Here is a 13,775-nt window from a genome sequence, read left to right on the forward strand (position 1 = left end):
TTCCCTCTCCCCGAAGGGGCGAGGGACTCAGACACTCAATACTCCGCCAGATCCGAGAACTTCGTAATCGTCGGATCGAACTTCATCCGGACCTTGCCCGTCGCACCATGACGCTGCTTCGCGATGATCAGCTCCGCCAGGCCGTAGACCCGCTCCATCTCCGCCGCCCACGACGCATGGTCCTCGAAGATCTTGGAGCTGTCCCCTTCCGCCGGCCGCTTGGGCTCCTTCGACGCGACGTAATAATCCTCGCGGTACACGAACCAGACCATGTCCGCGTCCTGCTCGATCGACCCCGACTCGCGCAAATCCGACAGCATCGGCGTCTTGTCCTCGCGCGACTCCACCGCACGCGACAGCTGCGACAGCGCCAGCACCGGGACGTTGAGATCCTTCGCCAGCGTCTTCAGGCCGCGAGAAATCTCGGAGATTTCCTGGACGCGGTTGCCGTCCTTGCTCTTGCCCGAGCCTGACAGCAGCTGAAGGTAATCGACCACCACCAGCCCGATCTCGTTGTTGTGCCGACGCTGCAACCGACGCACGCGCGTATGCAGCGCACCAATCGAGAGACCGCCGGTATCGTCGATGAACAGCGGAAGATTCTCCAGCTCGGCAGCGGCAGCAGCGAGCTGCGCGAACTCGGTACGGCTGATCTTACCCATGCGGAGTGATTCGGACGAAATCTGCGATTGCTCGGCGAGAATACGCGTCGCGAGCTGATCGGCGGACATTTCCAGCGAGAAGAACGCGACCTTCGCCCCGACCGAGTCCTTCGGGGCGATCCCGTCGGCCATGTCCCGCATCCAGCGCCGCGCGGCATTGAACGCGATGTTGGTCGCAAGCGAGGTCTTGCCCATGCCCGGACGACCGGCAAGGATCATGAGATCGCTGTGATGCATGCCGCCGATCTTCGCGTTGATTGAATCGATGCCGGTGGTGACGCCCGACAGATTGCCGCCCGAATTCAGCGCGCGCTCGGCCATCTTGACCGCGGCGGTCGTCGCCTGTGCGAACGACTTCACCGTATTCTCGGAGCCGCCATCCGCCGCGACCTTGAACAGCTCTTCCTCGGCCAGCTCGATCTGCGCGCGCGGATTGACCTCCTCGGAGGTATCCATCGCGCGATCGACCAGCGTCCGCCCGACCGACACGAGCGCACGGAGCATCGCCAGATCGTAGATCTGCTGCGCGAACTGGCGCGCGCCGATCAGGCCTGCACCGCTGCCCGTCAGCCCAGCCAGATACGCCGGCCCGCCGAGCTCGCGCATGCCCTCGTCCGCATCGAACATCGGCCGCAGAGTCACCGGCGTCACGAGCATGTCGTTGCCGCGCAGCGTCTTGATCGCCGCGAAGATACGCCCGTGGACGGGTTCGAAGAAATGCCCCGGTTCGAGCTTGTCGACGAGATCGTCCGCGAGCCGGTTGTCGATCATCATCGCGCCGAGCATCGCGGCCTCGGCCTCGACGTTGCGGGGAAGCTGCTGCGGTTCGGGGACCGCGGGAACGGGGAATGCGAGAGTTGCCATCCCCTGCACCTACGCGATGGACGGGTCCTCGTCCAAGCTATCGCGCCGGAATGCTGGGGATAAGTGACAGGGCGAATGTCCCCCGCTATCGAACCGGTATGGCCGACCCGCGGATCATCGACGTGCAACTCGACGAGACCAGTCTCGGCTGGCGCTCGCCCGACGTCGAGCAGGAGCGCCGGATCGCGATCTTCGACCTGATCGAGGGCAATCACTTCGCTCCGCAGCGTGCCTACGCCGACGGCTATGCGGGGCCGTACAAGATCAAGCTCCAGTCGGAGGAAGGACGCCTCGGCATTCATATCCACCGCGAAGACGACACGCATCTCGAGACTTTGGTGCTCGCGCTCGGGCGCTTCCGCCGGCCGATCCGCGAGTATTTCGCGATCTGCGACAGCTATTACCAGGCGATCCGGCAATCCTCCCCGGCTCAGATCGAGACGGTCGACATGGCGCGCCGGGGCGTCCACAACGAGGCCGCCGAGCTGCTGAAAGAGCGTCTCGACGGCAAGATCGAGGTCGATTTCGACACCGCGCGACGGCTGTTCACGCTGATCTGCGTCCTCCACATCCGCAACTAGAAGACCCATGGCTCACGCACTTTTGAAATTCGCGGCCGCGCTGGCCGCGACCGGCTTCGTCGGTATCTGCGGCTGGACTGCGGCGACCGGCTGGCACCCCGACGTCAAGCAATACCCGCTGCAGGGCATCGACCTCGCCGAGAACCCCGGCCCTGTCGAATGGGGCACGGTGCGCGCGAGCGGTGCCGACTTTGCCTACATCGTCGCGACCTCGGGCACCGACCGGCGCGATGCGGCGTTCGAGGAGAACTGGGCGGCACTGCCCGACGCCGGCCTGCGCCGCGGCGCGATCCACGTCTATTCCCTGTGTCAGCGCGCCGACGAGCAGGCGAACGCGTTCAACACCTTCGTGCCGCGGACGTCTGATGCCTTGCCGACCGCCGTCGACATTGCCTTCCACGACGATTGCACCGCGCGGCCAGATCGCGCGACGCTGATCGCCGACATCGCGCAGTTCGTGACGATGGTCGAGACACACACGAGGCAACCGGTGATGCTGCGGATCAGCAAGGCTGTGGATTCGAGGTACACGCTGTCGGACGCCGTCCCGCGGCCGCTCTGGGCGGTGGAGAACATCCTCAAGCCCGACTACACCGCGCGGCCGTGGCGAATATGGCGCGCGAGCGACTTCCGCCGCATCGACGGGATCGAGGGACCGGTGAACTGGGACGTGGTGGCATCATGACTGAACAAGCAACGCAACTCGTCGCCGCAGCGCGCGACGCCTCACGCAACGCCCACGCGCCGTATTCGCGGTTTGCGGTCGGTGCCGCGGTCCTGCTCGACGACGGGACGGTCATCACCGGCGCGAACTTCGAGAATGCGAGCTACGGGCTGTCGTTGTGTGCCGAGACCGTCGCGATCGCTACTGCGAGCGCCGCGGGCCGGCTGCGCGATATCGTCGCGATCGGCGTGATTGGCGGCGCGATGGATGCGGAGGGTCGCGCAACCGGCACCTCCCCCGTCAGCCCCTGCGGACGTTGTCGCCAGGTCATCAACGAAGCGGCGCAGATGGGCGGCCGCGACCTGCCGGTGCATTGCGGCGCTGCGGAAGGCGGCGCGATCCACACCTATACCGTTTCCGAATTGCTGCCCGACGCATTCGGGCCGGCGGACTTGGGGATCAGCTAAGCAACGCGTCCTGGGGGATCGCCGCTTGCACCTCGCGTCCGTCGGTGCGCCGCGTGATACGCGACACGGCCGAACAACAGGTCGAGATCCTCCCGGCTGACGTCGAGCGTTTCGCCGAGATCGACAAGCGCCTTGTCCAGATCCTCGGGGTGCGGCGTCGCTTCGTCCGGGATCAGCGGCTTCCCGGATACCGGTATCGCGCGATGCGGATAGCTGTGGCCGGAGAACCGGTGGAACAGAATGCCGCACGCGGTCAGTATGATGGCGTTGAGTGCGATCGGAACGACAGCGAACGCGAACCCCGCCTGCAACACGGCGGGGCCGCCGACGACCGCGGTCAGCGCGACCGCACCCGCCGGAGGGTGTAGCGACCGCGTCAATGACATTACGAGGATCGCGCCCGCCACTGCGATCGCCGCGGCGAACTCGGGCACGGGAACCAGTCTTGCCACGACGATGCCGACCAGCGCCGACAGGACATTCCCCCCGATGACCGGCCAGGGTTGTGCGAGCGGACTTGCAGGCACGGCGAACACGAGAACTGCGGCGGCCCCCATCGGCGCGGCGATCAGCAGGACGCTGCCGTGCGGATGGACGAACGACGCGCTGATCGCACTGGTCAGCGCAATGCCGATGAGCGCTCCGAGGCAGGCCATCATCCTGTCGCGAAGAGAGCCTCCTGCGAGAATGGGTACGAAAAACGCGCGCATGGTGAAATCCGATGACTGGTCCCGGCTCCTATGGCGAACGGGGTCCGGTGTCACGGAACCTCGATGCGACGGCGCTAGCTCCTCGCCTCGATCGGCGTCTCGTAGAAGCCGCGAAAGCGCTTGCTCGGCTCGAACACGCGGGTCTGGCCGATCACCGTCTCGCCCGCACCCATCACCAACATGCCACCCGGCTTGAGCGCGGCGGCGATCTTCGGGAAAACCTGTCCCTTGGTGTTGGTCGACAGGTAGAGCAGCACGTTGCGGCAGAGAACGATGTCGAACTGCCCCGGCGGCGGCTGGTCGGAGACGAGGTTCATCCGACGATACGTCACCAGCGCGAGCAGTTCCGGCTTGGCGACCCAGTCGGTCCCGGTCGTATCGAACCAGCGGATCATCCGACGAACCGGCAGCCCGCGCTGGATCTCGAACTGCGAGAACCGGCCCGATCGCGCGCGAACGATCGCCGCATCGGAGACGTCGGTAGCGACGATCTCCGGCATCGACGCACCGCTCGTCTCGCGACGCTCGGCGAACTGCATCGCAAGCGACAGCGGTTCCTGACCGGTCGAGCAGCCTGCACACCAGATGCGCGCGCGCCGGCCATCCTGCTCGACGTCCGTAACGGCCTCCGCGAGCATCTCGAACACCAGCGCGTCGCGAAAGAAGGACGTCTCCTGGTTGACGAGCGCATCGACGATGGAGTCGCCGATCTGCCGATCGCTGCCCTGCAACAACTGCGTGACGAGCTGGTCTAGCGTGTCGAGTTTGCGCGCACGCAACAACGGTTTCAGCGCGGTATCCAGCCGCCACGAGCGATAGGCGGCGATCTGTTGACCGGTCCGTGCCTCGAGCAATGCGGTCAACACGCTGATCGCGGTCTGCGATGCCGTGGAGGAAGTCGGAAGATCACGGTGCGTCATGGTCGACGGCGCGATGCGACGAGGCGGCCGATCGCGTCCGGTGGCAGCACGGCGTCCGCCACGCCAGCAGCCGCGACCGCGCCCGGCATGCCCCATACGACCGAGCTCTGCTGATCCTGCGCAACGACGCAGCCGCCGACCTCGTGCACCCGCCGCGCACCCTCGGCCCCATCGCGGCCCATCCCGCTAAGGATGATCGCCAGCATCCGTGCGCCGTACACATCGGCGAGCGAGCCGAGCATCGGATCGACCGAGGGCATGCAGCCGCTGGCGACCGGTTCGTGCGTGAGCCTGAACGCAGCACCGCCATCGGACAGCTTGACGCATTTCAGATGCGCGTCGCCCGGCGCTATGACGATCCGGCCCGGCCGAATTCGCAATCGATCGACCGCGACCTCGCACGGACGACCGGCAAGCAGCGCGATCTGCGCCGCGAAATACGGCATGAACGACGCCGGCAGATGCTGCGTGATGACGATCGGCAGGCGGAATCCAGCGGGAAGCGCGCGGAACATCTGGCTGAGCGCGTGGATGCCACCGGTCGAGGCGCCGATCGCGACGATATCGTAGTCCGCGCTGCTAGAGATCGGCCGCGTCGGCGCAACGTCGCTCTCGGGTGTCGGGCGTAGGTCGGACCGTGGAGCAGGACGCACCAACGCCGCAGCCGGCATCGGCGAGGGTCGCTCGCTCAGCTTTTCGAGCTTGGCGACGAGCATCGATCCGAACCGGCCGGACAACGCTCCCGCCGCCGGCTTGATGAGCGTCTCGGCCGCACCCAGCGCGAGCGCCTGGACCGCGATGGCCCCGCCCTCGTCCGCGGTCGACGACACGATCAGCACCTTGGCCCCCCGCCCCGCCGCAACGAGCGAAGGCAGTGCGGTCAGTCCGTCGACCCCCGGCATCTGGATATCGAGCAGGATGAAATCGACCGTCGCCCGGCCTAGAAACTCGAGCGCCGCCGCGACGTTGCCGACCGCACCGACCACCGAGAAGCGATCGCTCGCATCGATCATCCGCGCGATGACGGCGCGGGCGACGACCGAATCGTCGACGATCAACACCTGTGCGGAGTCGAGACCGTCGCGATCCGAGTACCGCGAGACAGGAAGAGGCCGGATCGTCACCGTGGCGCCTCGGTTCAGGCCATGCCGACGATCTGGAGCTTCGATTCGAGCGTATCGCGGTCGAACGGCTTCATCACATATTCGTCCGCACCCGCTTCGATCGCCGCGCGGATATAGGCCATGCCGTTCTCGGTGGTGCAGAACACGACCTTGGGCCGGCGCGGCACATCGGCTTCACGCAGCGCGCGCAGGAAATCCATTCCGCTCATCACCGGCATGTTCCAGTCGAGCAGGATTACGTCGGGCAGCGACGTCATGCAGGCCGCCAGCGCCTCGCGGCCGTCACAGGCTTCGGTGACGGTGAAGTCGAGCGTCTCCAGGATGTGACGCGCGACTTTGCGGATCACCTTCGAATCATCGACGACAAGACAGGTCTTCATGGCAGGCCTTCCGGGGCAAATCGTGCGACCGTCCTAGATCGCAAAGGGTAAGCAGCGAGTTAAGCGTGGAAATTCAGACTCAAGCGGCCAGCGGCGTCGCAGGAATGACGGCCACCAGATCGAGTATCAGCAACGGATCTCCGTCGCGCTCGACGATGCCGGTGCCCGCCCGGCCCCAGCCGCCTTGCAGCGCGAGTCCGGACGACAGGGGCAGCCGCACGAACGGCGCGACGTCTTCGACGGAATCGACCAGTATCGCATAATGATGCCCGTCGACGACCGTGATCACCGCGCGCCGCACCGTGTCGGGCGTCGGCGAAAGGCCGAGCGCGGTGCCCGTGTCGATCACCGTCACCACCCGGCTGCGCAGCGCGGCCAATCCTCGTACGAACGTGCCCGCGCGCGGCACCGCGACGACCTCGCCGATGTCGACCACCGAATCGACCTGCGCGGTATCGATCGCGACACCGCGACCGGCGATATGCGCGATCAGGAACAACTCGGTCACAGGCCCCTCCGAGCGGCGATCGCCGCGATCAAGGCAGGCCGGTCATAACGATAGACGCTCGCGTCATTGTCGCCCTCGGCATTGCGCGCACGCCGCAACGTCACCACCGGAGCCCGAGTTTCGCGAACCGGCGCGTCCTCCATCGCCAGCGCGACCGCGGCCGTCTCGCCCGCCGCCAGCGCAGTGACGCAGCGATAACCGGACGCCTCTAGTGCAGGCTTGAGGAACGTTTCCATCCAGCCCGATCCATCGACCTGCAACAGGCATACCGGCGGCGATGCGATCGTCACTGGCTCGCCTGCAAACAGAGCGTGCGGATCGACCAGTTCGATCTGCTCGCCAGCGATCAGCACGACACCGGCGATGGGTCCAGTCCCGCCCGACGCGGAGCGACGCGCCGGCGCGATCTCGGCGGGCAGCGTCACGATCTCGATCGCATCGGCAATCGCATAGGCCATCTCGCTTTCGCCGTCGGTCAGCCGCAGAACGGCGACTTCGCTCCGGTCGCCGATCTCGCCGACCGCGTGAAGAGGGATGATCGCATCGCCGACCGACAGCCGCATCGCCCCGGCTGTCCAGCGGATCGCGCTGGTCGGCACCGGCTCGACGCGATCGATCACCGCCAGCGCGATCGCGCGCCGCTGGCCGTCGAGATCGTCGAACAGCAATGCCGGCACGCCTGGGACGACCACCTCGTCGGCACCTGCATCGTGCACGACCACGGGCGCGAAGCGCAGCCCCGCCACTGCGGCTATGCCCGATGCGTCGAGCAACAGCATCGGCAGGCCGTTGTCCGGCAGCGTCTTCCCCGCATAGACACCGGTCGCCATCACCGCGGGCGAGGCCGGTTTCACGACCAGTTCCTCGGTATCGATCACGGTGTCGACACCGAGCGCGTACTCGCCCTCGCGGGTCGACACGATCACCAGGGTCGGTGGCGGCTCGGTACCGAGACGGAACAGATGACCGAGCGAAACCAGCGGCATCCGGCGCCCCCGGACCAGTACCGCCGCGGCGTCGCCGATCGCCTCGATCCGTACGGAGTCGCCGCGGACCGTCACGATCTCCTCGATCGACTGGCGGGCGAGTGCGAAGCGCTGCGTGCCGACGCCGACGATGATCGTCGAGAGGATCGACAGCGTCAGCGGCACGTGGATGACGATGCGAAGCCCGCGCCCCGGATCGTTGGTCAGGACGATCCGGCCGCCGATCTGTTCGATGTTCTCGCGGACCACGTCCATGCCGACACCGCGACCGGACGTGGCCGTGACGGTATCTCGGCTCGACAGGCCGGGTGCGAAGATCAGGTCGAGCTTGGCGGTCGCGCTCATCGCCGCAAGTTCGGCGAGTGTGTGGAGATTCTGCTCCGCGGCCTTGGCGACGATCCGGGCGACGTCGATGCCCTGCCCGTCATCGCTGATCTCGATAAGGATCTGGTTGCCGGACTGACGCGCGGAAACCACCAGACGCCCCGCTTCGGGCTTGCCGGCGACGCGGCGCACCATCGGCGTCTCGATCCCGTGATCGATCGAGTTGCGGATGATATGGACCAGCGGATCGCGCATCAGCTCGATCATCTCGCGGTCGAGTTCGACGTCGGCGCCTTCGATCACGAGGTTCACCGCCTTGCACAGCTCCGCGCTGGTATCGCGCACCATCCGCGGCAACGCGGAGAACAGCGCGTCGACCTTCTGCATGCGCGTCCGCGTGACGGTGTCGCGCATGTCGGCGACGGTCAGCGACAGGCGTTCCAGCGCGGCCTCGACCTTCGGATCGACATCGCTGTCCCGCAGCCGCCGCGCCAGTTCGTTACGCGCCAAGACCATCTCGGACATGCCGCTCATCATGTGATCGAGCAGATCGACATTGAGGCGTACGCTGCGACTGGTGGCGCGGCCAGCGGGTGCCGAAGCGGCCAGAACGGGTACAGCCGCCGCCTGACGCTGCGCGTCCGGGGCAAGCGCGGCGATCAGCAGGTCCTCGCCCGAATCGTCCAGCGCCGACCCCGCATCGATCGCCTCGACGATCTCCGAAATCCGGTCGACGATGCCGAGCACCGCGTTGACGAGCGCCGTATCGGGCGTTCGTTTGCCGTCGCGGACGGCGGCCAGCACGTCTTCCGCCGCATGGCTGAGCCGGGCAAGTCGCGGCAGATCGAGAAACCCGCAGCTTCCCTTGACGGTGTGCACGAAGCGGAAGATCGCATCGAGGCGGGCGCCGTCGGCGGGCTGCGCCTCCCATGCGACGATCTCGCCGGAGATCGCTCCCAGCGTTTCGCGCGTCTCGGCAATGAATTCCTGTAACAGATCGTCCATGCCGGCCCCGCGTTCGAGGCACCGTCATGCATGGTGGAGGTTAAGAGGCCGTTAGCTCTGGTACGAAGGACCGGTGCTTCGATTCCTCCCCGCACGCAGGATCGCCAACCTCGACGCGCTTACCGCGCGCTGAAGACCGCACCGAAGATCATTATGTCATCGGCGGGCTCGGAAACGATCACCGTTCCACCAGCCTCGGTGACCAGCGTATTGATCATGTACGCGGCCGCGGCGCGTGGCGTGACGTTGTGAACGCCCTCGCCCTCGACCAGCGTACGCCGGATCTCGGGATCGAGCACGATGCGGGCCCCCTCGATCTTGACGACGATCTCCAGCTGGCCGTCATTGTCCTCGGCGCCGACCTCCATCGTACCACCGCGTACGAGCGATTCGGTCGCGACCAGCGCGAGGTTGAGCAGCACCTTTACTGCCGACCGCGGCATCGCCGTCGTCTCGACCGCCCAGACGAACGTGATCCGCTTGTTCTCGGCAACCAGCCCTTCGATCGCAGTGCGCGCCTCGTGTGTATCGACCAGTTCGCCGAACCCGCCCGCCGCCCCGAAGGCCAGGCGGAAGAACTTCAGCTTGCTCGCGGACGCGCGTGCGCTGTCGGCGAGCAACTGCATCACCCGCTCGCGCATTGCCGGGTCGGTCTCGTCGGCAAGCAGCTCCAGGCCGTTGTTCAACGCGCCTACCGGTGAGAGCAGGTCGTGACACAGGCGCGAACAGAGCAAGCTCGCGAAATCGACCGGGCTGACCGTCATGAAAATCCCCTAATTCTGGAGGGTCTTGTGACGGGGGTGCAGCCGCTGCGCAAGTGCGACGGCTTGGGAGAAGCGGACCGAACCCGCCCCGTGACCCCGGCCCTGTTCCGGGGTCCACGATTCCACAGACTCACGACTATCGAGTGGGCGGAACGGTGAATGCCGGAACGAGGCTCTCCTGGGCGTAGCCGAAGGGCCCCCACGACTGAAGTCGGCGAGCGTTACGTGCAGTCGATCGCCTCTTTGACGAATGCTCCGACATCGACCGACCGCCAGGCCCGCGCCCGACCCGCGCCGATAATCATCCAGACCGCCCCGTCCCCCATCGCTTGCGCCGCATCGCGCGGAGACGGAACAGGCAAACCAGATGGATGCGAGTGATAATGCCCGATCACGGCCATCCCGCCCGATCGCGCGTGCCGATGCGCGGCAAACAACGCGGTTGGATCGATCTCGAACGTCCGCGCAGGGTTCGCCGCCACGTTCGCGCACGCAGTTGTCGCTTCGATCCGTCCCGCCGCCCCGAACAGCAGCCCGCAGACCTCCGCATCCGGCGACGCAGCCGCCTCTGCGACCATCCGTCGCAGCAATTCGCTTGAAATCGTCACGCTCATCGCCACATCGGTAGGACATGGACCGGGGGGTTTCCATCGTCGAAGCATCGATCACGCCGGCCACGGATGGCTGGAGGCTGGATCGTGCGCTTGCCGAAGTGCTTCCCGATATGTCGCGTGAGCGGTTGAAAGCGCTCATTGCCTCGGGCCAGGTGTCGCTCAACGGTCGCGAGTGGCGCGATTCGGCGAAGAAGGCGGCGGCAGGCCAGGTTTTCGCGGTTGTGATCCCTCCGCCGACGCCGCTGCACAACGAAGCGCAGGATATCCCGCTCGTGGTCGCCTACGAGGACGACGACCTGATCGTGATCGACAAGCCAGCCGGGCTCGTCGTCCACCCTGCCGCTGGGAACTTCGACGGTACGCTCGTCAATGCGCTGCTCCATCACTGCGCCGGCAATCTGTCGGGCATCGGCGGCGTCGCGCGGCCCGGCATCGTCCACCGCATCGACAAGGACACGTCGGGGCTGATGATCGCCGCCAAGACCGACCGCGCGCACGAAGGCCTCGCCAAGCAGTTCCACGACCACAGCATCGACCGCCGCTACAAGGCGATCGTCGGCGGTGTCCCGCGCCCGCCTAGCGGGACGGTCAACGCACCGCTCGCGCGGAGTCCGCAGAACCGCAAGAAGATCGCGATCGTCGAGGGCGGCAAGCGCGCGGTGACGCATTTCTCGACGATCACGGCGCTCCGCGGTGCGGCGTTGATCGAGTGCCGCCTCGAGACGGGTCGGACGCATCAGGTCCGCGTGCACATGGCGTCGATCGGCCACGCCTTGTTGGGGGACCCGGTCTATGGTAGAACAAAGCAAGCTCAGAAGTTGCTGCTCGAAACGCTCGGTTTCCGCCGGCAGGCCTTGCACGCGGCGCATCTGGGGTTCATCCATCCGGTGAAAAGCATCGCTTTGGCGTTCGAAAGCGAAATGCCCGCAGACATGCAGGAACTGTTCACCCAGCTTCACGTATAGATAATCGGTCCTATGCCGCATTGCGGCAATCGGGGTCAGCAGAAAGGGATTACGACAATGGCAGCCCGCTCCAACGTTCCAGCGACGATTCCTGCGCTCGGCAGCGAGGCCGGTCTCAATCGCTATCTCGCCGAGATCAAGAAATTCCCTCTCCTGAAACCCGAGCAGGAATATATGCTCGCCAAGCGCTTCCAGGAGCATGGCGATACCGAGGCTGCGGCGCAGCTGGTGACGTCGCATCTCCGCCTCGTGGCGAAGATCGCGATGGGCTATCGCGGCTATGGCCTGCCGACGTCGGAGCTGATCTCCGAGGGTAATATCGGCCTCATGCAGGGCGTGAAGAAGTTCGAGCCCGAGCGCGGCTTCCGTCTCGCGACCTATGCGATGTGGTGGATCCGCGCCTCGATCCAGGAGTATATCCTGCGGTCGTGGAGCCTCGTGAAGATGGGCACCACCGCCGCGCAGAAGAAGTTGTTCTTCAACCTGCGCCGGATGAAGAGCCGCCTCGATGCGTTCGAGGACGGCGATTTGCGTCCCGAGCACGTTACCAAGATCGCCACCGACTTGGGTGTTGCCGAGACCGACGTGGTCAGCATGAATCGCCGCATGGCGATGGGCGGCGATACGTCGCTCAACGTGCCAATGCGCGAGGACGGTGAAGGCCAGTGGCAGGATTGGCTGCAGGACGATGCGCCGCTGCAGGACAAGATCGTCGCCGATGCGCAGGAAGCGGACGTTCGCCACTCGATGCTGGTGTCGGCGATGGACGACCTCAACGAGCGTGAGCAGCATATCCTGACCGAGCGTCGCCTGACCGACGATCCCAAGACGCTCGAGGAACTGTCGCAGGTCTACGGCGTGTCGCGCGAGCGCGTGCGGCAGATCGAGGTGCGCGCGTTCGAGAAACTGCAGAAGGCGATGATGCGGATCGCTGGCGAGAAGCGGCTGCTGGCTGCTTAACATGGCGCGCACCGTCGTCATCGGCGGCGGTGCGGCCGGTATTGCGGCGGCTAGGACGCTGCATGATGCAGGACATGAAGTCCTGCTGATCGAGGCCAGCGACCGCCTAGGTGGCAGGGCCCACAGTCTCCCCCTCTCCTCCTTGTTCCCCCGCGAAGGCGGGGGCCCAGACTGGATCCCCGCCTTCGCGGGGGAACATATTGATGCCGGTTGCGGCTGGCTGCATTCCGCCCAACGCAATCCTTGGACATCGATAGCAGAAGCTACCGGCTTCACCGTCGACCGCTCCGATGCAAACTGGCGTACCCAGTGGCGCGACCTTGGCTTCTCGTCTGAAGATCAAACGTCCTCCGCCGTCGCCTACCAAGCCTGGAACACGCGCGCCGTTGCCGCCCTCGAAGGCCCCGACCACCCCCTCTCCGACTTCATTGACGCGCACGACAAGTGGCGCCCGAAGGTCGACGCGATCTCCGGCTACGCCAACGGCGCGAACCTCAGACAGGTCTCGCTCCACGACTGGGCCGCCTACGAAGACGCCTCCACCGACGATAACTGGACGGTCAAGGAAGGCTACGGCACACTCGTCGCCAGCCATGCCGCCGATCTGAATATCCGCCTCTCCACCCCGGTAACGCGCATCGACCACAGCGGCCGCCGCCTCAAACTCGACACCCCCGCCGGCACGATCGAGGCGGACGACGTCATCGTCTGCGTCCCCACTACCGTCCTTGCCAGGTCACAGATCGTGTTCGACCCGCCGCTCCCCGACAAGCACGCCGCCGCCGCCGACCTCCCGCTCGGGCTCGCGGACAAGGTGTTCCTCCACGTCGACCGTCCCGAATGGCCGACCAACGCGCATTTGATCGGCAATCCGTACAGCGCCTGCACCGCGAGCCACCGCCTGTCGCCGTTCGGCTGGCCGATCGTCGAGAGCTTTTTCGGTGGCGACTGCGCGGAGATGTTGGAGGACCGCGACGCTGCGCAGTTCGCGATCGACGAACTCGTCGGCTTGCTCGGCAGCGACTGGCGCAGGCGCTTCACGCCGCTTGCCGCGACCCGCTGGCGGCACGAGCCGTATATAGGCGGCAGCTACAGCCATGCACGCATCGGCCAGGCCGGGCAGCGTGCCGTCCTAGCTGCCTCTGTCGACGACCGCATCCACTTCGCCGGCGAAGCCTGTCACCCGTTCGACTTCTCGACCGCGCACGGTGCGTATGAGACCGGCGTTGCGGCCGCGCGCGCGGTGATTGGCGAGCCTGCCCCGATCGCATAAGGAG

Annotated in this window: 15 protein-coding genes; 6 read left to right on the top strand and 9 right to left on the bottom strand. The window is 66.1% G+C overall.

What is annotated here, in order from left to right; all coding sequences use genetic code 11:
• Positions 1-35: 35 nt before the first annotated feature.
• Entirely contained in the window at positions 36-1,526 is a 1,491-nt protein-coding gene (locus IFR23_RS12355) for a replicative DNA helicase (protein WP_056050676.1), read from the bottom strand.
• A gap of 98 nt (positions 1,527-1,624) precedes the next feature.
• On the opposite strand from IFR23_RS12355, the gene IFR23_RS12360 reads away from it, so the two are divergent.
• From IFR23_RS12360 to IFR23_RS12370, 3 genes are read left to right on the top strand one after another with little or no spacing between them, the layout of a single operon-like run.
• Positions 1,625-2,107 carry a UPF0262 family protein gene (locus IFR23_RS12360; RefSeq protein WP_192976180.1) on the top strand — a complete coding sequence of 161 codons (483 nt, stop codon included), beginning with the start codon at positions 1,625-1,627 and terminating at the stop codon, positions 2,105-2,107.
• Between the two features lie 7 nt (positions 2,108-2,114).
• Complete coding sequence (locus IFR23_RS12365; RefSeq protein ID WP_192976181.1) at positions 2,115-2,792, top strand: glycoside hydrolase family 25 protein; 678 nt, start codon at positions 2,115-2,117, stop codon at positions 2,790-2,792.
• Complete coding sequence (locus tag IFR23_RS12370) at positions 2,789-3,238, top strand: cytidine deaminase (protein WP_192976182.1); 450 nt, start codon at positions 2,789-2,791, stop codon at positions 3,236-3,238. The genes IFR23_RS12365 and IFR23_RS12370 overlap by 4 nt, the downstream gene beginning before the upstream one ends.
• Here IFR23_RS12370 and IFR23_RS12375 read toward each other — a convergent pair.
• From IFR23_RS12375 to IFR23_RS12410, 8 genes are all read right to left on the bottom strand, one after another.
• Positions 3,235-3,948, bottom strand: a complete 714-nt coding sequence (locus IFR23_RS12375) for an HPP family protein (protein ID WP_192976183.1) — start codon at positions 3,946-3,948, stop codon at positions 3,235-3,237. The genes IFR23_RS12370 and IFR23_RS12375 overlap by 4 nt on opposite strands.
• A 74-nt stretch (positions 3,949-4,022) precedes the next feature.
• Positions 4,023-4,868, bottom strand: coding sequence for a CheR family methyltransferase (locus IFR23_RS12380; protein ID WP_107963605.1), 846 nt, complete (start codon positions 4,866-4,868; stop codon positions 4,023-4,025).
• Positions 4,865-5,986 (bottom strand): chemotaxis-specific protein-glutamate methyltransferase CheB, encoded by a 1,122-nt coding sequence (cheB, locus tag IFR23_RS12385; protein ID WP_342344956.1) that lies wholly within the window; start codon positions 5,984-5,986, stop codon positions 4,865-4,867. The genes IFR23_RS12380 and cheB overlap by 4 nt, the downstream gene beginning before the upstream one ends.
• A 20-nt stretch (positions 5,987-6,006) precedes the next feature.
• Positions 6,007-6,372, bottom strand: coding sequence for a response regulator (locus IFR23_RS12390; RefSeq protein WP_192976184.1), 366 nt, complete (start codon positions 6,370-6,372; stop codon positions 6,007-6,009).
• Positions 6,373-6,451: 79 nt separating this feature from the next.
• The gene (locus IFR23_RS12395) at positions 6,452-6,880 is read right to left on the bottom strand and encodes a chemotaxis protein CheW (RefSeq protein WP_192976185.1); all 429 of its coding nucleotides are present in this window, start codon (positions 6,878-6,880) and stop codon (positions 6,452-6,454) included.
• Positions 6,877-9,195 (bottom strand): chemotaxis protein CheA, encoded by a 2,319-nt coding sequence (locus IFR23_RS12400; RefSeq protein ID WP_192976186.1) that lies wholly within the window; start codon positions 9,193-9,195, stop codon positions 6,877-6,879. The genes IFR23_RS12395 and IFR23_RS12400 overlap by 4 nt, the downstream gene beginning before the upstream one ends.
• 119 nt (positions 9,196-9,314) lie before the next feature.
• Positions 9,315-9,959: a histidine phosphotransferase family protein gene (locus IFR23_RS12405; RefSeq protein WP_192976187.1), complete on the bottom strand. Its 645-nt coding sequence runs from the start codon at positions 9,957-9,959 to the stop codon at positions 9,315-9,317.
• A gap of 221 nt (positions 9,960-10,180) precedes the next feature.
• On the bottom strand, positions 10,181-10,573 hold the full coding sequence (locus IFR23_RS12410; RefSeq protein ID WP_192976188.1) for a M67 family metallopeptidase: 393 nt from the start codon (positions 10,571-10,573) through the stop codon (positions 10,181-10,183).
• A 17-nt stretch (positions 10,574-10,590) separates the two neighbouring features.
• On the opposite strand from IFR23_RS12410, the gene IFR23_RS12415 reads away from it, so the two are divergent.
• Genes IFR23_RS12415 through IFR23_RS12425 form a run of 3 tightly spaced genes read left to right on the top strand, consistent with a single transcriptional unit; the run spans position 10,591 to position 13,771 of the window.
• Positions 10,591-11,538, top strand: a complete 948-nt coding sequence (locus IFR23_RS12415) for an RluA family pseudouridine synthase (RefSeq protein ID WP_192976189.1) — start codon at positions 10,591-10,593, stop codon at positions 11,536-11,538.
• 57 nt (positions 11,539-11,595) lie between these two features.
• A complete protein-coding gene (gene rpoH, locus IFR23_RS12420) occupies positions 11,596-12,498 on the top strand; it encodes an RNA polymerase sigma factor RpoH (protein ID WP_056048373.1) in 903 nt (300 codons plus the stop codon).
• A gap of 1 nt (position 12,499) precedes the next feature.
• Positions 12,500-13,771 carry a flavin monoamine oxidase family protein gene (locus IFR23_RS12425; RefSeq protein WP_192976190.1) on the top strand — a complete coding sequence of 424 codons (1,272 nt, stop codon included), beginning with the start codon at positions 12,500-12,502 and terminating at the stop codon, positions 13,769-13,771.
• Positions 13,772-13,775: the final 4 nt, after the last annotated feature.

This window comes from Sphingomonas sp. CFBP 13603 (genome assembly GCF_014892665.1).
GTDB lineage: Bacteria > Pseudomonadota > Alphaproteobacteria > Sphingomonadales > Sphingomonadaceae > Sphingomonas.

Bases quoted from the DNA above. Each gene is read 5' to 3' on its own strand.
- IFR23_RS12400 (WP_192976186.1), bottom strand. From the start codon at position 9,195: ATGGACGATCTGTTACAGGAATTCATTGCCGAGACGCGCGAAACGCTG.
- IFR23_RS12360 (WP_192976180.1), top strand. From the start codon at position 1,625: ATGGCCGACCCGCGGATCATCGACGTGCAACTCGACGAGACCAGTCTC.
- IFR23_RS12355 (WP_056050676.1), bottom strand. From the start codon at position 1,526: ATGGCAACTCTCGCATTCCCCGTTCCCGCGGTCCCCGAACCGCAGCAG.
- IFR23_RS12365 (WP_192976181.1), top strand. From the start codon at position 2,115: ATGGCTCACGCACTTTTGAAATTCGCGGCCGCGCTGGCCGCGACCGGC.
- IFR23_RS12375 (WP_192976183.1), bottom strand. From the start codon at position 3,948: ATGCGCGCGTTTTTCGTACCCATTCTCGCAGGAGGCTCTCTTCGCGAC.
- IFR23_RS12370 (WP_192976182.1), top strand. From the start codon at position 2,789: ATGACTGAACAAGCAACGCAACTCGTCGCCGCAGCGCGCGACGCCTCA.
- IFR23_RS12405 (WP_192976187.1), bottom strand. From the start codon at position 9,959: ATGACGGTCAGCCCGGTCGATTTCGCGAGCTTGCTCTGTTCGCGCCTG.
- IFR23_RS12415 (WP_192976189.1), top strand. From the start codon at position 10,591: ATGGACCGGGGGGTTTCCATCGTCGAAGCATCGATCACGCCGGCCACG.
- IFR23_RS12425 (WP_192976190.1), top strand. From the start codon at position 12,500: ATGGCGCGCACCGTCGTCATCGGCGGCGGTGCGGCCGGTATTGCGGCG.
- IFR23_RS12390 (WP_192976184.1), bottom strand. From the start codon at position 6,372: ATGAAGACCTGTCTTGTCGTCGATGATTCGAAGGTGATCCGCAAAGTC.
- rpoH (WP_056048373.1), top strand. From the start codon at position 11,596: ATGGCAGCCCGCTCCAACGTTCCAGCGACGATTCCTGCGCTCGGCAGC.
- IFR23_RS12410 (WP_192976188.1), bottom strand. From the start codon at position 10,573: ATGAGCGTGACGATTTCAAGCGAATTGCTGCGACGGATGGTCGCAGAG.
- IFR23_RS12380 (WP_107963605.1), bottom strand. From the start codon at position 4,868: ATGACGCACCGTGATCTTCCGACTTCCTCCACGGCATCGCAGACCGCG.